Source organism: Pseudomonas sp. A-B-19 (assembly GCF_019947515.1).
Taxonomy (GTDB): domain Bacteria; phylum Pseudomonadota; class Gammaproteobacteria; order Pseudomonadales; family Pseudomonadaceae; genus Aquipseudomonas.
In genome coordinates this window covers 54,547-76,086 of record NZ_JAGYGN010000013.1, presented here as the reverse complement: position 1 = coordinate 76,086, position 21,540 = coordinate 54,547, and the positions used below count along the sequence as shown (strand labels likewise).

18 protein-coding genes are annotated in these 21,540 nt (G+C 61.3%); 6 read left to right on the top strand and 12 right to left on the bottom strand.

Annotated features, from left to right (window positions below; genetic code table 11):
- The first annotated feature begins 141 nt into the window (after window positions 1-141).
- Together ercA and KGA81_RS16220 are read left to right on the top strand one after the other, a co-directional pair.
- Window positions 142-1,305, top strand: a complete 1,164-nt coding sequence (gene ercA, locus KGA81_RS16225) for an alcohol dehydrogenase-like regulatory protein ErcA (protein WP_223547206.1) — start codon at window positions 142-144, stop codon at window positions 1,303-1,305.
- On the top strand, window positions 1,289-3,025 hold the full coding sequence (locus KGA81_RS16220) for a NahK/ErcS family hybrid sensor histidine kinase/response regulator (protein WP_223547205.1): 1,737 nt from the start codon (window positions 1,289-1,291) through the stop codon (window positions 3,023-3,025). Before ercA ends, KGA81_RS16220 begins: the two co-directional genes overlap by 17 nt.
- Here KGA81_RS16220 and KGA81_RS16215 read toward each other — a convergent pair.
- From KGA81_RS16215 to copC, 9 genes are all read right to left on the bottom strand, one after another.
- Window positions 3,001-3,891, bottom strand: a complete 891-nt coding sequence (locus KGA81_RS16215) for an aldose 1-epimerase (protein ID WP_223547204.1) — start codon at window positions 3,889-3,891, stop codon at window positions 3,001-3,003. The genes KGA81_RS16220 and KGA81_RS16215 overlap by 25 nt on opposite strands.
- Window positions 3,892-3,950: 59 nt before the next feature.
- Window positions 3,951-5,231 carry a TRAP transporter large permease gene (locus KGA81_RS16210; RefSeq protein WP_095944137.1) on the bottom strand — a complete coding sequence of 427 codons (1,281 nt, stop codon included), beginning with the start codon at window positions 5,229-5,231 and terminating at the stop codon, window positions 3,951-3,953.
- Window positions 5,232-5,759 carry a TRAP transporter small permease gene (locus KGA81_RS16205; protein WP_223547203.1) on the bottom strand — a complete coding sequence of 176 codons (528 nt, stop codon included), beginning with the start codon at window positions 5,757-5,759 and terminating at the stop codon, window positions 5,232-5,234.
- A gap of 78 nt (window positions 5,760-5,837) precedes the next feature.
- Complete coding sequence (locus tag KGA81_RS16200; RefSeq protein WP_223547202.1) at window positions 5,838-6,821, bottom strand: TRAP transporter substrate-binding protein; 984 nt, start codon at window positions 6,819-6,821, stop codon at window positions 5,838-5,840.
- 76 nt (window positions 6,822-6,897) lie between these two features.
- A complete protein-coding gene (locus tag KGA81_RS16195; protein ID WP_223547201.1) occupies window positions 6,898-7,785 on the bottom strand; it encodes an SMP-30/gluconolactonase/LRE family protein in 888 nt (295 codons plus the stop codon).
- Window positions 7,786-7,836: 51 nt separating this feature from the next.
- Window positions 7,837-8,661, bottom strand: coding sequence for an NAD-dependent epimerase/dehydratase family protein (locus tag KGA81_RS16190; RefSeq protein ID WP_223547200.1), 825 nt, complete (start codon window positions 8,659-8,661; stop codon window positions 7,837-7,839).
- A 247-nt stretch (window positions 8,662-8,908) separates the two neighbouring features.
- On the bottom strand, window positions 8,909-10,204 hold the full coding sequence (locus tag KGA81_RS16185; RefSeq protein WP_223547199.1) for an OprD family porin: 1,296 nt from the start codon (window positions 10,202-10,204) through the stop codon (window positions 8,909-8,911).
- Window positions 10,205-10,442: 238 nt separating this feature from the next.
- The gene (gene copD, locus KGA81_RS16180) at window positions 10,443-11,300 is read right to left on the bottom strand and encodes a copper homeostasis membrane protein CopD (RefSeq protein WP_223547198.1); all 858 of its coding nucleotides are present in this window, start codon (window positions 11,298-11,300) and stop codon (window positions 10,443-10,445) included.
- 3 nt (window positions 11,301-11,303) lie between these two features.
- Window positions 11,304-11,669 (bottom strand): copper homeostasis periplasmic binding protein CopC, encoded by a 366-nt coding sequence (gene copC, locus KGA81_RS16175; protein WP_223547197.1) that lies wholly within the window; start codon window positions 11,667-11,669, stop codon window positions 11,304-11,306.
- 135 nt (window positions 11,670-11,804) lie between these two features.
- On the opposite strand from copC, the gene KGA81_RS16170 reads away from it, so the two are divergent.
- A complete protein-coding gene (locus KGA81_RS16170) occupies window positions 11,805-12,425 on the top strand; it encodes a TetR/AcrR family transcriptional regulator (protein WP_007988213.1) in 621 nt (206 codons plus the stop codon).
- A 142-nt stretch (window positions 12,426-12,567) separates the two neighbouring features.
- Here KGA81_RS16170 and preA read toward each other — a convergent pair whose 3' ends face one another.
- The 3 genes from preA to hydA form a co-directional block, all read right to left on the bottom strand.
- Window positions 12,568-13,842, bottom strand: coding sequence for an NAD-dependent dihydropyrimidine dehydrogenase subunit PreA (gene preA, locus KGA81_RS16165; RefSeq protein ID WP_223547196.1), 1,275 nt, complete (start codon window positions 13,840-13,842; stop codon window positions 12,568-12,570).
- On the bottom strand, window positions 13,843-15,210 hold the full coding sequence (locus KGA81_RS16160) for an NAD(P)-dependent oxidoreductase (RefSeq protein ID WP_223547195.1): 1,368 nt from the start codon (window positions 15,208-15,210) through the stop codon (window positions 13,843-13,845).
- A gap of 158 nt (window positions 15,211-15,368) precedes the next feature.
- Entirely contained in the window at window positions 15,369-16,808 is a 1,440-nt protein-coding gene (gene hydA, locus KGA81_RS16155) for a dihydropyrimidinase (protein ID WP_223547194.1), read from the bottom strand.
- Between the two features lie 540 nt (window positions 16,809-17,348).
- Here hydA and KGA81_RS16150 point away from each other — a divergent pair.
- From KGA81_RS16150 to KGA81_RS16140, 3 genes are all read left to right on the top strand, one after another.
- Entirely contained in the window at window positions 17,349-18,833 is a 1,485-nt protein-coding gene (locus KGA81_RS16150) for an NCS1 family nucleobase:cation symporter-1 (RefSeq protein ID WP_223547193.1), read from the top strand.
- Window positions 18,834-18,989: 156 nt separating this feature from the next.
- On the top strand, window positions 18,990-20,270 hold the full coding sequence (locus KGA81_RS16145) for a Zn-dependent hydrolase (protein ID WP_223547192.1): 1,281 nt from the start codon (window positions 18,990-18,992) through the stop codon (window positions 20,268-20,270).
- A gap of 122 nt (window positions 20,271-20,392) precedes the next feature.
- A complete protein-coding gene (locus KGA81_RS16140; RefSeq protein ID WP_223547191.1) occupies window positions 20,393-21,514 on the top strand; it encodes a helix-turn-helix transcriptional regulator in 1,122 nt (373 codons plus the stop codon).
- The last annotated feature ends 26 nt before the right edge of the window (window positions 21,515-21,540 follow it).

Sequence of the window (21,540 nt, the reverse complement as noted above, 5' to 3'; positions counted from 1 at the left end):
ATCCCCTGTAGGAGCGAGCAAGCTCGCTCCTACAGTGTGCGGCGGTGAACTTGAATGTGCTACCCATTGGTCTGATTGCATTCGCAGCTGGATGGTTTAGTGTGGTTTCTACCTTCCAAAACAATAAAAACAGGCTTTCCAATGAGCCAGAGTCTCAACCAGCTGCGTAAATTCGTTTCGCCTGAAATCATCTTCGGTGCCGGTAGCCGGCACAGTGTCGGCAACTACGCCAAGACCTTTGGCGCGCGCAAGGTCCTGGTGGTCAGTGACCCCGGTGTGATTGCCGCCGGTTGGGTCGCCGATGTCGAAGCCAGCCTGCAAGCCCTGGGCATCGAATATTGCCTGTACACCGACGTTTCACCGAACCCACGGGTCGAAGAGGTGATGCGTGGCGCCGAGCTGTACCGGGAAAACCACTGCGACGTGATCGTCGCCGTCGGAGGCGGCAGCCCGATGGACTGCGGCAAAGGCATCGGCATCGTCGTCGCCCATGGCCGCAGCATTCTCGAATTCGAGGGCGTGGACACCATCCGCGTGCCCAGCCCGCCGCTGATCCTGATTCCGACCACCGCCGGCACCTCGGCCGACGTCTCGCAATTCGTGATCATTTCCAACCAGCAGGAACGCATGAAGTTCTCCATCGTCAGCAAGGCCGTGGTGCCGGACGTTTCGCTGATCGACCCGGAAACCACCCTGAGCATGGATCCGTTCCTGTCGGCCTGTACCGGCATCGACGCGTTGGTGCATGCCATCGAAGCCTTCGTGTCCACCGGCCACGGGCCGCTGACCGACCCCCACGCGCTGGAGGCAATGCGCCTGATCAATGGCAACCTGGTGCAAATGATCGCCAACCCGAGCGACATCGCCCTGCGCGAGAAAATCATGCTCGGCAGCATGCAGGCGGGGCTTGCGTTCTCCAACGCCATCCTGGGCGCCGTGCATGCCATGTCCCACAGCCTCGGCGGCTTTCTCGACCTGCCCCACGGCCTGTGCAACGCGGTGCTGGTCGAGCATGTGGTGGCCTTCAATTACAACTCGGCACCGGAGCGCTTCAAGGTGATCGCCGAGACCTTTGGCATCGACTGCCGGGGCCTGAATCACCGGCAGATCTGCGGGCGTCTGGTCGAACACCTGATCGCCCTCAAGCACGCCATCGGCTTTCACGAAACCCTCGGTCTGCATGGCGTGCGGACCTCGGACATTCCGTTCCTGTCGCAGCATGCGATGCACGATCCGTGCATCCTGACCAACCCGCGCGAGTCCAGCCAGCGTGATGTCGAGGTCGTCTATGGCGAAGCCCTCTGACGAACAGCAACGGGCCCTGGCCGGGCTGCTGGGGCTGGGCAGCCATTCGGCGCGCAAGAGTCATTACCCGGAACTGGCCGCGCGCCTGGATGATCTGGAAGCCGAGCGTAACCGCTACAAGTGGCTGTTCGAAAACGCGGTGCACGGGATCTTCCAGGCCAGCCTGCACGATGGCATGCGCGCCGCCAACCCGGCGCTGGCGCGCATGCTTGGCTATCAGGACGCACAGGAGGTGCTGTTCTCCCTGACCGACCTTGCCAGCACCCTGTTCGTCGACGGCGCGCAGGAGCTGGAAACCATCGGCGAAATCCTCAGGCAGCAGCGCAGCCTGCACGGCTATGAAACCCGCTTGCGCCGCAAGGACGGCAGTTACCTGGATGTGTTGATGAACCTGCTGCTCAAGCCCGGCCAGGAAGGGCTGGTGGAAGGGTTCGTTTCCGATATCACCGAGCGCAAACTGGCCCAGCAACGCCTGCAGCAACTCAATGACGAGCTGGAGCTGCGCGTCGTCGCGCGCACCAATGAATTGCTCGAAGCCAACCGTAATCTTCAGCAGCAGATCACCCAGCGTAAACAGATCGCCCAGGCCTTGCGCGTCGCCCGCGATGCCGCCGAAGCGGCCAACCACAGCAAGGACAAATACCTCGCCGCCGCCAGTCACGACCTGTTGCAACCGCTGAACGCCGCGCGGTTGCTGATTTCGACCTTGCGCGAACGCCAATTGCCGCAAGCTGAACAGCTGCTGGTGGAACGCACTCACCAGGCCCTGGAAGGGGCTGAAGACCTGCTGACGGATCTGCTCGACATTTCCCGGCTCGATCAAGCTGCGGTCAAGCCGGACATCGCCTCGTACCGCCTCGACGAACTGCTCGGGCCGTTGGTCTCGGAGTTTCAGTCCGTTGCCCAGGCGGCCGGCTTGAACCTGCGGGTGCGTATGGTCGATTGCGCCATCAGCACCGACTTGCGCCTGATGACGCGGATCCTGCGCAATTTCCTCAGCAATGCCTGCCGCTACACCGACGAAGGCAGCATCCTGCTGGCGGCAAGGCGTCGGGGTGAGATGTTGCGCCTGGAGGTCTGGGACACCGGGCGTGGCATCGCCGCCGACCGGCTCGATTCGATCTTCCTCGAGTTCAACCAGCTGGACGTCGGCCGCGCCGCCGACCGCAAGGGCGTGGGACTGGGGCTGGCGATCGTCGAGCGCATCGCCAAGATCCTTGGTTATAAAATCGGCGTGTACTCGTTGCCGGGGCACGGTTCGATGTTCAGCATCGAAGTGCCGATCTCCGACGAGGTTCCGTTGCCCGTGAGCCAGGCGGTGCCACAACCGGGCACCGGCAACCCGCTGCCGGGCCGCCGTTTACTGGTGATCGACAACGAAGTGAGCATCCTCGACAGCATGGGCGCGTTGCTCGGGCAGTGGGGCTGCGACGTTCTGGTTGCCACCGATGAAGCGGCTGCGCTGGCGGCGCTACGGGGGCAGGCGCCGGAGCTGATTCTCGCGGACTATCATCTCGACCACGGCGTGGTCGGCTGTGACGTGGTGCGACATTTGCGCGAGCATTTTCACCAGAACATTCCCGCGGTGATCATTACTGCCGATCGCACCGACCATTGTCGGCGTGCATTGCAGCGGCTTAACGCGCCTTTGCTGAACAAACCGGTGAAGCCCGGCAAGTTGCGCGCGGTGTTGAGTCAACTGTTGGGGGCCTCTGCCTGAAGCGGCCGATACTGTAGCGTGAAACCCAGTTCGGTGGATTGACCCTGTTCCAGCAAACGCAAGCCTGGCCGACCGGGCAGGTGGTGCGCGTTGACCGGGTGGCTCACCGGTTCGATGCAGAAAAACCCCAGGCCCACGGGGCAGTAGAGCAGGTAGTAGTCGCTGCCGGTGGCCTGGCATTCGAGTGCGTAACCAAGATCCGCTTGCTCGATCAGGCAGTGACCGTCCCATTCACAGAAACCGTTGTCCACCAGCGCTTCGGGCAATGCCTTCAGTTGCCGGAAATCCCACTCAACTGGCAAGGCGCTGAGTTCTGTCGGCAGTTTTGCCCCGTCGCACAACCACACGTGCCGGGCCGGTGCCTGTAGTCGGGTGTTTGCGGTGCGCGGCAGATATGGATGCAGTCCCAGGCCATGCCATGCAGCGTGTTCAGCCAGGTGCATGACGTGCAGTTCGATGCTCAGCTTGCCCGCGCGCAAATGGAAACGTTGCCGGGCGCGATAAGCGAAGGGGGGTGTGCTGTCGAGTTGCAGGACCACTTCATTTTCCGATTGTGAAACCACCTCCCAAGGCTGCTGCCAGGCGCTGCCGTGAATCGGCAGGGGATCAGTGCGACTGTTGGGCGCCAATGCCAGCCAGCCATCGGGGCAATCGAAACCGCCATTGGCGATGCGGTTGGACCAGGGAACCAAGGGAAAGCAGCCGAGCTTGCCAGGCAGGCCGGTGTTCAGGGCGTGCTCATCGGCGTGGCGCAGCAAGGGCTGGCCAGTGCCGCGTACGGTCCAGTTGACGATGCTGCCGCCCAGTTGCGGGGCGAGGGTGAGGTGGGTGAGTTCGTCTTCGAGTTCGATCAGTGTTAGCGACATGTTGACCTGCTTCAAAAAGGGTGGTGGCAAGGGAGGATGCGCCTCCCTTGCCTTGAACTTCACAACACCAGATGCGGCAACCACAGTGAGATTGCCGGAATGTAGGTCACGGCCAACAGCACCAGGAACAGCACGCCATAGAACGGCAGCAGGGCCTTCACGGTGGATTCGATACTGACCTTGCCCACCGCCGACCCCACGAACAGTACCGCACCCACGGGTGGTGTGATCAGGCCGATGCCCAGGTTCACCAGCATGATCATGCCGAACTGCACCGGGTCCACGCCTATGCCGAGAATCACCGGCATCAGGATCGGTGTAAGGATCAGGATCAGCGGCGCCATGTCCATCACGGTGCCCAGTAACAGCAGCATGACGTTGATGCACATCAGGATCACGTAGCGGTTGTCCGACAGGGTCAGGAACAGCGTGGTGATCTTCGCCGGGATCTGCATCAGGGTCATGATGTAGCCGAAGCTGGCGGCGAAGCCGATCAGGATCATCACGATCGAAATCGTCCGCACCGTGCGGTGCATCAGTTTCGGCAGCTCGCTCCACTTGTAGTCGCGGTAGATGAACATGGTCACGAAGAACGACCACAGCACGGCAATGGCCGCCGACTCGGTCGCGGTGAAAATGCCCGACAGAATGCCGCCGAGGATGATCACCATCGCCATCAGGCCCCACAGCGCTTCGCCGCAGATCTTCAGCGCTTCGCGCATCGGAATGACTTCACCCTTGGGGTAGTCGCGCTTTTTCGCGAAGATCAGGCACAGCACCATCAGGCACGCGCTCATCAACAGGCCCGGTACCACGCCGGCCATGAACAGCGAGGCAATCGACACCGTGCCGCCGGCGGCCAGGGAGTAGAGCACCGAGTTGTGGCTGGGCGGTGTCAGCAGCGCTTGCACCGAACCGCTGACGGTCACCGCCGTGGCGAATTCCCGGGGATAACCACGGCGTTCCATTTCCGGAATCAGCACCGAACCGACCGAGGCGGTGTCCGCCACCGAGGAACCGGAGATCGCGCCAAAGAAGGTCGAGGCCATGATGTTGACCAGCGACAAGCCGCCGCGCACGAAGCCCACCAGCACCCCCGCGAACGCCACCAGGCGCCGGGACATGCCGCCCTCGGCCATGATCGCGCCGGCCAGGACGAAGAACGGGATGGCCAACAGGGAGAACTTGTTCACGCCTCCGGCCACCTGAATCATCAGCGCCTGGAACGGGATATCGATCCACCACGCACCGATCAGTGCGGCAAACCCCAGGGCGTAGGCGACCGGCATGCCGATCAGGATCAACGCGATAAAACTGCCCAACAGAATAAAAGCGTCCATTCAGGCAGCCCCTTCGTTTTCTTCAACGAGGTCGAAACGCACGACCCGACGGTTGCTCTGGTCACCGAGCAAGAGTTTTTCCAGGACAAACACCAGCGTCAGCATGCCGCCAACCGGAATCGGCATGTAGGTGATGCCCACGCGCAGAGTCGGCAGGGCGCTCATGAACTGGTTCCAGGTCGACAGGCACAGCTTGCTGCCCCAGATGGCCATGAACAGGCAGATCGTTGCCATCAGCAGTTGCGCCACAATGGCCGCGGCCTTGCGCAGGTGCGGCGGCAGGCGGTCGGTGAGCATCGCCACCGCCATGTGCGAGCCGGAGCGGTAGCTGGCGGCAGCGCCGATGAAGGTGAACACCATCATCAGCAGAATCGCCGTGGGCTCTGGCCAGCTTGAGCCGGTGCCGAGTACGTAACGGGCGAACACGCCCCAGGGAATGATTAATGCAATGGCCAGAACGGAGAGCCCGGCGACCCAGATACAGGTCATGTAGAGCTTGTCATTGATGCCTAGCAGCAGATTCTTCATCGGGTTGCACCGTAACCGGGCGCGCACGGACGTACATCAACGTCAGCGGCGCCGGGCCTTTCTTGAATGCAGGGAGGGTTACTGAACGGCTTCGATACGCTTGATCAGGTCGGCGTAGGGCGCGCCGTATTTTTCGCGGATCGAGGCGGTCGCTTCGTAGAAAGGTTTCTTGTCGACGGTGATGAACTCGACGCCGGCGGCCTTGAGTTTCTCTTCGCTGCTGGCCGATTTTGCATCCCACAGAGTGCGTTCCTGGGCCTGGGCCGCCTTGGCGGTTTTCTTCACCAGGGCTTGCTGCTGTGGGGTGAGTTTGTCCCAGGTGATTTTCGACATCACGATCGGCTCGGGCAGGATCAGGTGACCGGTCAGGCTGTAGTACTTGGCGTTCTGGTAGTGGTTGTGTTCGAGCAGGGTCGGCGGGTTGTTTTCCGCGCCGTCGATCACGCCGGTCTGCAAGGCGCTGAAGATTTCGCCGGTATCCATCGCGATGCCGTTGCCGCCCATGGCGTTGATGGTTTCGATGAACATCGGGTTGCCTTGCACGCGGATTTTCATGCCCTTGAGGTCTTCGATGCTGCGCACCGGTTTCTTGGTGTAGAGGTTGCGCGTGCCGCCGTCCATCCAGGCCAGGGCGACCAGGTTGAAATCGGAGTGGGTGATCTTGTCGAGGATTTCGTCGCCGATTTCACCGTCGATGACCTTGCGCATATGCGCCTGGTCGCGAAACACGAAGGGCATGTTGAACACGTTCACGTCCGGCACCACCGGGCCAACGATGCCGAGGCTGACCCGGGCCATCTGCACGGCGCCGACCTGGGCCTGTTCGACCACTTCCTTTTCCGAGCCGAGTACACCGCCGGCGAACATCTTGAAGGTCAGCGCGCCGTTGCTGTCGGCCACCAGGGTTTTACCCAGCTGCTCTTCAGCCACCACGGTCGGGTAACCGGCGGGGTGGATGTCGGCGAATTTGATTTCCAGCGCCTGGGCGGCACTGCTGAAAATGAAGGCGAATGATGCAGTGAGGGGGAGTGCGGCGGCGAGCAAGGTGCGTTTGAAATCCATGGGGGTGTCTCCAGTTTTGTTGTTTTTATATTCAAGGCACAGCGATGCAGCAGGAGCGCTTTTGCGTTGAGGTTGCTCAGTCGTTGAAACGGGGTTCGGGTAAACCTTTGACGCCGGGGTCGAGGGCGAACACGCCACCGGCCAGGGATTGCGGGTCATGGTCGTCGCCGGGGCGGATCGAGGTCACGAACAGCGTGTCCAGTCGAGGGCCACCGAAGGCGCACATGGTGGGTTTTTTCACCGGGACGGCGAGGGAGCGGTCGAGTCGGCCGTCGGGGGTAAAACGGTGGATCAAGCCTGCGTCATTGGCGCAAATCCAGTAGCAGCCATCGGCGTCGACCGCGGCGCCATCGGGGCGACCTTCGTGCTGGTTCATGTCGACGAATACACGGCGATTCGAAGGCGTACCGGTTTCGATGTCGTAGTCGAAAGCCCAGATCTGCTGGACCTGGGGATGGGAGTCGGACAGGTACATCGTGCGCCCGTCCGGGCTGAAGCCCAGGCCGTTGGGCACGATGAACCCGCTCAGTCGGGCCTCGAGCGGCCCGCGCTGCCCGGCGCTGTAGCGATACAAGGCACCGTCGGCGGCGTTGGCGCCCATGTCCAGCACCATGCTGCCGGCCCAGAAGCGTCCCTGACGATCGCAGCGGCCATCGTTCAAGCGCATGTCGGTACGGGCATGGTCGACCTGGGCCAGTTGTTCACTGTCGAGGCTGCCGTCGTTGCACGGATGCAGGCGGAAGAACCCGCTCTGCATACCGGCGACCCAGCCGCCATCGCGATGACGTGTAATGCAAGCGAGCATCTCCGGGGTTTTCCAGGCATCCACCAGGCCGGAATCGGCACTCCAGCGCTGTAAACTTCCGGCGGGAATATCGACCCAGTACAGTGCGTTTTCTTCAGGTACCCAGACCGGGCTTTCACCGACGGCGTTGCGGGCGTCGACAATCAATTGGGCTTGCATGGCGACTCATTCCCTTGGTTTTTGTTGTGGGTTCAAGCGGGGCGCGAAGGCTCAGTCACCGAACGGGCCGGCTGCGCAGAAGGCGCCGCCCTGATACAGCCGCGCCGGGTCGTCGGCGGCGGGCATCGGTTGGGCTTCAACTTTTTCGCGGAACACTTCGGAGCTGTCCTGCGGGGCAAAACCCAGGGCCGTGGCGTAGCGGTTGTCCCACCAGATGTCCTTGTTGTCGGACATGCCGTAGACCACGGTGTGGCCGACATTCGGCGTGTACAAGGCGCGCTCGAGCAGTCGGGTCAGGTCGCCGAAGCTCAGCCAGGTGCTCATCATCCGGCGATTGTGCGGCTCCGGGAACGACGAGCCGATGCGCACGCTGACGGTCTCGATGCCATAGCGGTCGAAGTAGAACGTGGCCATGTCTTCGCCATAGGACTTGGACAAGCCGTAGTAGCTGTCCGGGCGGCGAGGGGAGTGTGCATCGATGACTTCGTCCTGCCTGTAGAAGCCGATCACATGGTTGGAACTGGCGAAGATCACCCGCTTCACGCCATGGCGGCGCGCGGCTTCGTAGATGTGGAACACGCCGCAGATGTTGGCGCCGAGGATCTCTTCGAACGAGCGCTCGGTCGACACGCCGCCGAAGTGCAGGATCGCGTCCACGCCTTCGACCAGTCGATGCACCGCCTGCTTGTCGGCGAGGTCACACGGCACGACTTCTTCGCGGTCATCGATGGCTGGTGCAATGTCGGCGATGTCCGACAGGCGAATCACATTGGCGTAAGGGCGCAGGCTTTCGCGCAGGACTTTCCCGAGGCCACCGGCGGCGCCGGTCAGCAGCAGGCGGTTGAAAGGGGGGCGGGTGGTTGCTGTGGTCGTCATGGGAATCCTGGACACGCGGTTGTTGTTATATGTTTGTTGTAGGTTGTCGTACGACTAAATCAAAGTATCGTTAGGGTTTCCGGTTCTTGTCAACGCGACATTGGTTGAACATGACGGAGGGTCAACACAATCTCTGTAGGAGCTGGCTTGCCAGCGAAGACGGTGGCTCATTCAACATCTGCGGCGGCTGACCTGACGCTTTCGCTGGCAAGCCAGCTCCTACAGGGGGTGTGTTGAACCTTGCGGGTTACAACAACGAAATCGGATAGCTGATGAACACCCGGTTCTCATCGAATTCGTTGGTGCTGAAGTTCTTGCGGATGCTCGCGTTACGCCATTTCACGTTGAGGTTTTTCAGCGGACCGCTTTGCACCGTGTAGGCCAGTTCGGATTCGCGGCCCCATTCCTTGCCGTCGGTGATGGCGCCGGTGTGCACGTTGTCGCCACTGATGTAGCGGTTCATCAGGGTCAGGCCGGGAATGCCGAGGGCGACGAAATTATAGTCGTGGCGTACTTGCCAGGATTGCTCCCTGGCGTTGTCGTAGCTTGAGTTGTAGCTGTCGTTGGCCAGGGTGCCGCCGCTGGTGCCGTTGACCCGCATCCAGACGTCGTCACCGGTGAGTTTTTGCAGGCCGACGTAGAAGGTGTTGCCGCCATGCTTGGCCGAGAGCAGGGCGAACGCGGTCTTGTTGTCGAGGTCACCGGCCTTGGCGTTGCCGTCTTCCTTGCCGATGAAATAGCCCAGGTTAGCGCCCAGGGTCCAGTCGCCGAGGGGCTGGCTGTGGGTCAGGTTGAAGTATTGCTGCTGGTAAATATCGCTGAGCTCCGAATACCAGACGCCGACCTGCGTGTGTTTGTCATTGAACGCATATTCACCGCCGCCGAAATTGAAACGGTCCGAGGTGAACGCCGCTTTGCCGTTCATGAACATGTCTTCCATGCTCGCGTCGTTACGCGGGCTGTTTTGCTGGAATTGACCGCCGTAGAGCGTCAGGCCACTGATTTCGCTGGACGTCACTTGCGCGCCCTGGAAGGTCTGCGGCAGTGAGCGGCCATCGTCGGAACGCAGGATCGGCAGTACCGGCATCCATTCGCCGACCTTCAATTCGGTTTTCGAAATCTTGCCTTTGAGCGCCACGCCGAGCCGACCGAAATTGTCGGCGGGGCGGCCGTCGTCGTGGATCGGCAACAGTTGCGTGCCACCGGTGCCCTTGCCACCATCGAGCTTCTGCGAGTACAGGCCCAGTACATCGACACCGAAACCCACGGTGCCCTGGGTGAAACCGGAGCGGGCGTCGAGAATGAAGTTTTGTGTCCACTCTTCAGCCTTGCCCTGGGGGTAGGCCGGGTTGATGTAGTTGCGGTTGATGTAGGCGTTGCGCAGGTTCAGCGTGGCCTTGGCGTCGTCGGTGAAACCTTCGGCCTGGCAGGTGATAGGCAGGACGAGAGCCAGGCCGCTGCAGCCGATCAGGCTCAGGGTATGACGACGGATAAAATCTGGACGCGAAGAACGGGCGGAGAAATTGCGGACGAGCTTGCTCACTGTGACGCTCCCTTGTTTCTTGTTTTTATTATTGTCATACGTCGTCGTACAACATTGGGGGCGATATTTACGGGATTTTTGCGGGTTGTCAATCGGAAGTTATACGATGACTTGCGTCAGACCGACTTCCGAAGAACCTGTAGGAGCTGGCTTGCCAGCGAAGACGTTCTGCCAGCCACTACTAGTGTGTCTGAAAGTGCGCTTTCGCTGGCAAGCCAGCTCCTACAGGGGGGTGGGTTCAGGTGGAAATCATCGGGGGCAGGGTGCCCAGCAGCGAGACCGCCGCCACTGCACCAAGCCCCAGCATCCACTCCAGCATCACGCTGGTGCGCAATGCTTTCAGACGCTGCTCGCAGTCATCGATGCGCAGCCGATTGAACAACGCCAGGCCCAACATCGAGGCCACCAACAACGCCTTGATCAACAGGATCAAGGCGAATCCGCTGAACAATGGCGTCGGCCAGAACCCCCCGGTGAGCACCCGTACATTGATCAGCCCGGTGATCAGCAACCCGGCGACCAACCCGTAACCAACGCCGCTGAAGCGCTGCAACATCCGGCGGATCGAATGCCCCGTAGGCTGTCGCAGAATCATCACCAGCAGCATCAAGCCACCGAGCCAGGCACCCACGCAGATCAAGTGAATGAGTTGATTGAGGATCAGCAAATGCCCTGCGGTGCCATCGAGCATGGCACCGTGGCCGACCGGGGCCAGGGTGGCCAGCAGCAGACCGCTGAGGATCAGGCGCAGCGCAAGGCTGGCGCGCAGTGGGGTCAGCAGCAAGACCAGCAACAGCAGGTTGATCAGCATATGCCAGCGCCAGACCTGGCCGAAAAAAGTGTTGCCCAGTACCAGGCCCAGGGTCGGCGGATCGAAGGCTGCGTCCCAGGCCCCGGCCATGCTCGCGGTAATCAGCATCAACCAGCAGACCCCGCTGGCCAGCGCGATCACGGCCAGCCAGCGGGAGGTGCGTGTCAGGCGCTGATCCAGTGCGTTTTCGCCATCTGATAGCAATGGCCTGAACACCCAGGCCCCGAACAGCATCAACACCACGATGAAATGCAGGAAGCGGCACAGCACCAGCGCGCTCGCCATGAATTACTGGCCAACCTTGAAGGCGTAGGCACCCTCGCTTTTGTGGGTGTCGACCGACACGGCGTGCCATTCGACTTTATAGGCGCCTGCGGTCAACGGCGCGGCCGGGGTGACGATCAGGGTCTTTTTATCGCTGCCTTCGGTGGTCAGCGCTTTGACCTCCACCGGTGCGCCATCCCGGGTCAGCATGACTTTGGTGAAACTGGCCTCGACACCTTCGGAGAACACCAGGCGCAATTGCGTTGGCGCGGTCACGGTGCTGTCGGCGGCCGGTGTCTGGCTTTTCAGGTGGGCGTGGGCCAACACCGAAGAAGCGGCGAGCAGCGAGCCGAGCAGGGCAGCGACGGTCAGGGTTTTCTTGATCGGCATCGTGGGTACCTCAGGCAGTTTCCAAGTGCGCAGAGTTTAGCGTTACGACAGCGGCTGTACGAAGTTTCGTTTTCCTCTGTCGCCGCGGTCCAGAGCGAATGCTAGTCTTGCTCAACGTTGTTGTCGGGGATCCGCATGGGCAATCACAAGATCGAGATTCGTCGCAGTAACGTCGAAAAAATTCTGCTGGGGGCGGAAAAGGTCTTCGCTGAAAAGGGCTTCGGCAGCACCGCCATGGCCGACATCGCCGCCGAGGTGCAACTGCCGCGTTCCAACCTGCACTACTACTTCAGCACCAAGACCGAGCTGTACAGCGCGGTGCTGTTCGACTTGCTGGAGGTCTGGAAGCAGGACGCCCTGTGCTTCGAGATGTTCGATGACCCGCGTGTGGTGCTCAGCAGCTATATTCGCGCCAAGATGAACCATTCCCGCAGCCGGCCCTATGGTTCGAAAGTCTGGGCCAACGAAATCATCCATGGCGCGCCGACCCTCGGCGCAGCGCTGGACGCGAGCCTGTATGACTGGGCCAAGATGAAGGAAGCGAAAATCCGCCAGTGGGTGGACGACAAACGCATCCTGCCGGTGGAGCCGTCGAGCCTGCTGTACATGATCTGGGCCTCGACCCAGCACTATGCCGACTTCGATCACCAGGTGAATATTCTCAATGACCACCAGCCGCTGTCGGACATGCAGTTCGAAAGGGCGGTGCAGACGGTGACCAGTGTGATTTTGCGGGGGATCGGGTTGGAGCCTTGAGGCTGGGTGGTATGGCTGCTGGCCTCATCGCGAGCAAGCTCGCTCCCACAGGTATCTCTGGTGTACACAGGATTTGTGTACGACATAAAACACTGTGGGAGCGAGCTTGCTCGCGATGGCGTCATTTCAGGCGCTGAAAACCTCAAGGGCTGACGTGATACGGATTCCTCGGATCATGATTCCAGTCCAGAAACGGCTTGCCAGTCTCCACCGGCACCATCTCGATACAGTCCTGCACCGGGCAGGTGATCTGGCACAGGTTGCAGCCCACACACTCCTCATCGATCACCTGGTATTTGTGCGTGCCATCCGCTTGCTTGAGGCTGGCCACGGCCTGGTGCGAAGTGTCCTCGCAAGCGATATGGCAACGACCGCAACCGATGCACGCGTCCTGATCGATTTTTGCGATCACCTGATAGTTGATGTCCAGGTACTTCCAGTCCGTGGTGTTGCCCACCGCGCGGCCGGAAAATTCCGAGATGCTGGCGTAGCCCTGACTGTCCATCCAGCGTGACAAACCGTCCTTCATGTCCTCGACAATCCGGAAACCATGCAGCATCGCCGCCGTGCACACCTGCACCGCGCCGCTGCCCAGCGCGATGAATTCCGCAGCATCGCGCCAGTTGCCGATACCACCGATGCCGCTGATCGGCAGGCCCTGGGTCTGCGGATCACGGGCGATTTCGGCGACCATGTTCAAGGCAATCGGCTTGACGGCCGAACCACAATAACCGCCATGGGTGCTTTGGCTGCCGACCATGGGGTTGGCCACCATGCGCTCAAGGTTGACGCTGGTGATCGAGTTGATGGTGTTGATCAACGACACCGCATCGGCACCGCCACGGTGGGCGGCGCGGGCGGCGACGCGGATGTCGGTGATGTTCGGCGTGAGCTTGACGATCACCGGCAACGAGCAATACGTCTTGCACCAGCGGGTGACCTGTTCCACGTATTCCGGCACCTGGCCGACCGCCGCGCCCATGCCGCGTTCCGGCATGCCGTGGGGGCAACCGAAGTTCAGTTCGATGCCGTCGGCACCGGTGGCCTCCACCAGCGCCAGGATGTTTTTCCAGGACTCCTCGACGCAGGGCACCATCAACGACACGATCAGCGCACGGTCTGGCCAGTCCTTTTTGACCTGGGTGATTTCCCGCAGGTTGATCTCCAGTGAGCGGTCGGTGATCAGCTCGATGTTGTTAAAACCCAGAACCTCCCGGTTCGCTCCGAAGTGCGCCGAGTAGCGCGACGACACGTTCACCGCCGCCGGGTCTTCACCCAGGGTTTTCCAGACCACGCCGCCCCAGCCGGCCTCGAAGGCGCGGACCACATTGTACGCCTTGTCGGTCGGCGGCGCGGAGGCCAGCCAGAATGGGTTGGGTGCTTTGATGCCGGCGAAGACAATCGACAGATCGGCCATTTACGCAGCCTCCACATTGAGCATCAGTTGAGCGTTGATCGCCTCGGCGGCGCGTTTGCCATGCTGCACCGCTTGCACGGTGAGGTCCTGGTCGAGGCTGGTGCAGTCGCCACCGGCATACACGCCGGGGATGCTGGTGCGCAGGTTTTCATCGACTTCGATGCGCTCACCCTGGCGCTTGAGCTCACGGGCCAGCGGATCGCTGAGGGCGCTGCCGTCGAAAGCCTGGCCGATGGCCTTGAAGATCGCGTCGGCGGCCAGTTCGAAGGTTTCACCGGTGGTTTGCAGGCGACCGTCCACCAGGTGGGTGCGGGCAAAACGCATGCCGCGCACGCGGCCGTGGTCATCGAGCAGTACTGCTTCCGGTTGTGCCCAGGTCATCAGCCGCACCTGATTGGTCTTGGCAATCTCCTGTTCGTGATGGGTGGCGCCCATGTCTTCGGTACCACGGCGGTACACCAGATTCACGTCGTGGGCACCGAGGCGGGCCATTTGCACCGCCATGTCGATGGCGGTGTTGCCCGCGCCGAGGACAATGCAATGATCGGCCAGGGGCAGTTGGGTCAGGTCATCGGCCTGGCGCAGTTCGCGGATGTAGTCGGTGGCGGCGAGCAGGCCGGGCGCGTCTTCGTGGGCCAGACCCAGCTGTTTGCTGGCGTTGAGCCCGAGGCCGAGGAACACCGCATCGAACTGTTGATGCAGTTCGCTGAGGGTCAGGTTCTCTCCGAGCTTGTGCCCGTGACGGATTTCGATCCCGCCAATCTGCAACAGGAACTCAAGCTCCTGTTGTGCGTAGTCATCCACCAGTTTGTATTTGGCGATCCCGTATTCGTTGAGGCCGCCAGCCTTTTCCCGTGCCTCGAAGATCACCACATCATGCCCGTGCATGGCGCTGCGGTGGGCGCAGGACAAACCGGCCGGACCGGCACCGACCACGGCGATGCGTTTGCCGGTGGCGGCAGCACGCTGGAAGGGGTGAGCACTGAAGTGGGCGTTGTCCACGGCGTAGCGTTGCAACAGGCCGATCATGACCGGCGCGCATTCGTGAGCGTTGTTGCGCACGCAGGCTTGCTGGCAAAGAATTTCCGTCGGGCACACCCGGGCGCAACTGCCGCCGAGGATGTTGGCCGAAAGGATTTTCTGCGCGGCACCTTGCACATTGTCCTGCGCAATGTTGCGGATGAACGAGGGAATGTCGATCTCGCTCGGGCAGGCATTCACGCAGGGCGCGTCGTAGCAGTACAGGCAGCGCGAGGCCTCCAGGTGCGCCTGGCGCTCGTTGAGCGGCGGCGCCAGATCGGTGAAATGGCCGGCGAGGGCGGCCGCATTCTCAACGGGATGCGGGAGGTGGTCCAGGGTCTTGATCACGGTTTTGGCCTCACGGTTATTTGAGGTGCTGCCTCTGAATGGGCATTGTTTTTTGTGTTGTCTGTACCGGCCCCTTCGCTGGCAAGCCAGCTCCTACAGGTTGGAATGCATTTCCCTTGTAGGAGCTGGCTTGCCAGCGAAGGCCGAAGGCCTCGATTTCAGCGTTTCACAGCCGTCGGCTTGTGCAACTCAGCCCGCTTGCTCAGCAAATCAAACACCGCCGGGTACGCCGGCCGTTCGATGTAGCGTCCGGCCCCGCGCTCGGCCCGCAGGTCGCCGTCGGCCCAGACCACGCGGCCCTGGCTGATGGTGTGGCTGGGCACGCCGCGCACGGTCTTGCCTTCGAAGATGTTGAAGTCCACCTGCTGATGGTGGGTCCTGGCGGAAATGGTCCGGGTGCCCTGCGGGTCCCACAGCACCAGGTCGGCATCGGCACCGACGCGGATCGCGCCTTTGCGTGGGTAGAGGTTGAAGATCTTCGCCGTGTTGGTGGACGTCAGTGCGACGAATTGCTGCATCGAAAAGCGTCCACTGTTCACCCCTTCATCCCACAGCACCGCCATGCGGTCTTCGATGCCGGCGGTTCCATTGGGGATCTTGCTGAAGTCGTCGCGGCCAGCGGCTTTTTGCTCGGCGCAGAAGCAACAGTGGTCAGTGGCGGTGGTGTGCAGGTTGCCCGATTGCAGGCCATGCCAGAGCGCCTCTTGATGGCCGCGAGGGCGGAACGGCGGGCTCATCACGTAACCGGCGGCGGTTTGCCAGTCCGGATGGCGGTAGACGCTGTCGTCCAGCAACAGGTGCCCGGCCAGCACTTCGCCGTACACCGGCTGGCCCTTGCCCCGGGCGTAGGTGATTTCGTCCAGCGCTTCCTTGGTCGAGACGTGGACCAGGTACAGCGGCGTGCCCAGGGTTTCGGCGATGCGGATCGCCCGGCTCGCGGCCTCGCCTTCGACCTGTGACGGCCGCGACAGTGGGTGGGCTTCCGGCCCGGTGATGCCCTGGGCCATCAGCTTGCGTTGCAGGTGATACACCAGCTCCCCGTTTTCCGCGTGAACGGTCGGCACCGCGCCCAGCTCCAGGCAGCGTTCGAAACTCGCCACCAGGGTGTCATCAGCGGCCATGATTGCGTTCTTGTAGGCCATGAAATGCTTGAAGCTGTTGACGCCATGCTGGCTGACCAGCTCGGCCATTTCCTCGCGGACCTGTTCGCTCCACCAGGTAATGGCGACGTGAAAACCGTAATCCGACGCGGACTTCTGGGCCCAGCCGCGCCACTGATGGAAGGCTTCGAGCAAGGATTGCTGCGGATTGGGAATCACGAAGTCGATGATCGAGGTGGTGCCGCCGGCCAGTCCCGCCGCCGTGCCGCTGAAAAAGTCTTCGCTGGCCACGGTGCCCATGAACGGCAGTTGCATGTGGGTGTGCGGGTCGATGCCGCCGGGCATCAGGTATTGGCCGCTGCCGTCGAGCACCTCGGCGTCTGCAGGAACATCGAGGTTTTCGCCGATGGCCTTGATCACGCCGTCTGCGCAATACACATCGGCGCGATAACTTTCATCATGGGTAACAACGGTGGCGCCACGGATCAACAGAGACATTCCGAGTTCCTCGCAGGCAATGACCGGCTTCTGCCGGTTCTAGATGTTTTATTCAGAACAGCTCGCACAGAATCAATCCTGTCAACGCTGTCAGGATTAAACGCTAGCTGCACTTATCCGAATCGGCAAGAATATTTTTTATAAGCTTATTCAGTAATTAACTGTTTGATATTTAACGAATAAATATAGCTGTCACCAAAATGGTGAGGCCGCTCACCATTTTGACGCACTTGACAGGATCGAAAAATAGTCAAGATTTCTTATGTGAAATCAGCTGTTTGAGTATGGTCTATGGTTGATGCGCAGCCATTGAAAAAAAGATCAACGCACCAGATTGAGTCCTGACTGATTCGACAACTTGCCTGGCATTCGGCCTGAGTGACAGGACAAATAGTCGAGACGGTGAATAAAACCGATAAACATCAGTTGGTTGCAATGTGTTTATGGAACTGCCCGATGCTTGATCGGGGCACTCGGCACGTTTATTGATGCCGCCAGCCCCTGATGAGCAACAATAATCAAAAGAACAGTGGAGCGGCCATGCAACAGATCAGATCGCAAGTGACCGAACGCGACGGCTTGTTTGAGCTGGAAGCCGGCAGCGATGTCCTCGACAGTCCCCGTTACAACCACGACATTGCACCGACCAAGGTGCACGAACGCACCTGGAACAAATGGCACATCACAGCGTTATGGGTGGGCATGGCGATCTGCGTGCCGACCTACACCCTCGGCGGTGTGCTGACCGCGTATTTTGGCCTGACCGTCGGCGAAGCGCTGCTGGCGATCCTGTTCGCCAACATCATCGTATTGATTCCCCTGACGCTTAACGCCTTTCCCGGCACCAAGTACGGCATTCCCTTTCCGGTATTGCTGCGCTCGTCCTTCGGCGTGCTCGGTTCCAACATTCCGTGCCTGATTCGCGCCCTGGTGGCGTGCGGCTGGTTCGGCATCCAGACGATGTTCGGCGGGCTGGCGATTCACCTGTTTCTCGGCTCGGTGTTCGAGGGCTGGAAATCCCTGGGCGGCACCGGCGAGGTCATCGGTTTCATGGTGTTCTGGGCGCTGAACCTGTGGGTGGTGATTCGCGGTGCCGAGTCGATCAAATGGCTGGAAACCCTGTCGGCGCCACTGTTGGTGCTGGTGGGCGCGGGCCTGCTGGTCTGGGCCATGCCCAATGTGTCGATGAACGAATTGCTGGCGATTCCGGCCAAGCGCCCCGAAGGTGCAGGCGTGGCCAGCTACTTTGCCGCCGGGCTGACGGCGATGGTCGGCTTCTGGGCCACGTTGTCACTGAACATTCCGGACTTCAGTCGCTACGCAAAAAGCCAGAAGGACCAGATCGTCGGGCAGATCATCGGGTTGCCGCTGACCATGTTCCTGTTCGCGTCCCTGGGCGTGGTGATGACCGCCGCCTCGGTGAAATTGGTGGGGGTGACGGTGTCCGATCCGGTGACCCTGATCGGTCATATCCAGAGCCCGGTCTGGGTGGCAATCGCGATGGCGCTGATCATCATCGCCACGCTGTCGACCAATACCGCAGCCAACATCGTGTCGCCGACCAATGACTTCCAGAACATCGCACCCAAGGCCATCAACCGCACCAAAGCGGTGATCCTTACCGGTCTGGTGGGGTTGGGATTGATGGCCCATGAGCTACTGAAAAAACTCGACCTGATCGTCTCGGACGTCAGTCTGGAAACCGTCTATTCCAACTGGTTGCTGGGGTATTCGAGCCTGCTGGGGCCGATCGCCGGGATCATGGTGGTGGACTATTTCCTGATCAAGAAACAGCAACTGGACCTTGCCGGCCTGTACCGCGATGACGTGTACCCAGCGTGGAACTGGAGCGGTTTCCTGGCCTTCGGCGTGCCGGTGGTGTTGACGCTGCTGTCCCTGGGCAGCGATGCGTTCAGCTGGTTCTACAGCTATGGCTGGTTTACCGGTTCGGCGCTGGGTGGGGTTATTTATTACGGGTTGAGTGTGATGCGGCCCAGCCCGTCTGTCGCGAAATCTGCGGTGTAGCGAATGGCCCCTTCGCTGGCAAGCCAGCTCCTACATTAGAAACGCAGCCCCCTGTAGGAGCTGGCTTGTCGGATCGCCGCATCGCAGCGAAGACGATCTCAAATTCACCGAAGAACTGCCTGAAAAAATCCATAAGAACAGCCTGAGGAGATCATCATGAACGCGGCCGTCGACGTTCTGCAGTCCAGCCATCAGCACATCAACCGCGACCGCCTGTGGCAATCGCTCATGGAGCTGGCCAGGCTCGGCGCCACGGTCAAGGGCGGCGTGTGTCGCCTGGCCTTGACCGACCTCGACCGCCAGGCCCGGGACATTTTCGTCAAGTGGTGTAGCGATGCCGGCTGCACCGTCAGCATCGACGCCGTCGGCAATATCTTCGCCCGTCGAGCCGGGCGCAATCCCGACCTGCCGCCGGTGATGACCGGCAGCCACATCGATACCCAGCCCACTGGCGGCAAGTTCGATGGTTGCTTTGGTGTATTGGCCGGCGTCGAAGTGCTGCGCACCCTCAATGACTTGAACATCGAAACCGAAGCGCCGCTGGAAGTGGTGGTCTGGACCAACGAAGAGGGCTCGCGCTTCGCGCCGTGCATGATGGGTTCCGGCGTGTTCGCCGAGAAATTCACCCTTGAGGAAACACTGGCCAAGGTCGATGCCGATGGCGTGACCGTGGGGCAGGCATTGAACGCCATCGGTTACGCCGGTCCACGTCAGGTCACCGGCCATGCCGTGGGCGCTTATTTCGAAGCCCACATCGAGCAAGGCCCGATCCTGGAAGACGAACGCAAGACCATCGGCGTGGTGATGGGCGCCCTCGGGCAGAAATGGTTCGACCTGAAACTGCGCGGCGTCGAAGCCCATGCCGGCCCGACCCCGATGCACCTGCGCAAGGACGCCCTGGTCGGTGCCGCAGTGATCGTCGGTGCGCTCAACCGCGCCGCCCTCAGCCATCAACCCCATGCCTGTGGCACTGTCGGTTGCCTGCAAGCCTATCCCGGCTCGCGCAATGTCATCCCCGGCGAAGTGCGCATGACCCTGGACTTCCGCCATCTGGAACCGGCGCGTCTGGACTCGATGATCGCCGAAGTGCGCGAAGTGATCGAAACCACCTGCGAAGAACACGGCCTGACCTTCGAGCTCACGCCAACGGCCGACTTCCCGCCGCTGTATTTCGACAAGGGCTGCGTCGAAGCGGTGCGCGGCGCCGCCCAGGGTCTGGGCCTGTCACACATGGACATCGTCAGCGGCGCCGGGCACGACGCGATCTTCCTCGCCGAACTCGGCCCGGCCGGGATGATCTTCGTGCCGTGCGAAGGCGGCATCAGCCACAACGAAATCGAAAACGCCGCGCCGGATGACCTGGCGGCGGGGTGTGCGGTGCTGTTGCGGGCGATGCTGGCGGCTTCGGCGACGATTGCCAGTCAATCGGCAGCCTGAAAGTCAAAAGATCGCAGCCTGCGGCAGCTCCTACGCAGACACAACTGCACGATCATGAACGCCCGTGGTCGTAATCTTCACAGACCGGCGCATGACTGCGCCGCTGCACGCGTGGAGATCCTATGAGCCAGGACGTCCTGACCACCGAAACCAATCGCCGTCAGCTGCAGCAAATCATCGCCGGCCTGTCCGACGGGGTGATTCTGCTGGACCCCGACCAGAGCATCCTGTGGGCCAACGAGGCGGCGCTGGCCATGCACGGTGTCTCGCAAGTCGGCGATCTGGGTGCCAACGCCGAGGCTTATGCCAAACGCTTCGCCTTGCGCCATTGCAACAACCATGGGGTGCCAGCCGACAGCTATCCGATCAACCGTGTGGCCCGTGGCGAGACGTTCAGCGATGTGCTGGTGGAGGTGTCCTCGGCGGCGGACGAAGGGCGTGCCTGGGTCCACCGCGTGCGCGGCCTGGTATTGACCGACAGCCATGGCAAACCGGAATCGCTGGTGTTGATCATGGACGATGTCACCGACCGGGTCAGCGCCGAGCAACGCTTCGCCACAGCGTTTCGCCTGTCCCCGGTGCCGATTCTGCTGTGTGGCGCGGCTGATCAACGGGTGCTGGATGTCAATGAAGCGTTCCTCGATACCCTCGGCTATCCCAGTGAGGAAGTGCTTGGGGTCAGCATTGCGCAGATCGATTTCATCGATGACAAAAACGCGCGCATCTGGCTGTTCGCCGCGCTGGAGAAAACCGGCAGTCTGGACCGCATCGATGTGCGCGTGCGCAGAAAAGACGCCGGGCTGATCGATTGCACCGTGTCGGCGGACACGGTGAACATTCAGGACAACCCCTGCTATCTGCTGGTGCTGGTGGACATCACCGAGCGCAGGCGCACCGAGCTGGAACTGGTGTCGGCCATCGAGGAAGCGATGAAGGACGCCTCATGGTTCAGCCGTACGCTGATCGAAAAACTGGCCAGGGTGAAGGACGTCAATTCACCGAAGTGGCCCCGTATGCCCTTCACCGACCTGACTGCCCGTGAGCGCGAAGTGCTGGGCCTGATCTGTGAAGGCCGGGCCGACAAGGAAATCGCCGCGCGCCTGAAACTCGCACCGTATACGGTGCGAAACCATGTGGCGGCGCTGTATTCCAAACTCAATGTGCACAGCCGCAATGAAGCGATTGTCTGGGCGCGGGAGCGGGGGGGATTCTCGAAAGAGTGGCGGCCCAAGGGGCAGCGATAAGGTGCAAATGCCAACGGCCGGGCCAT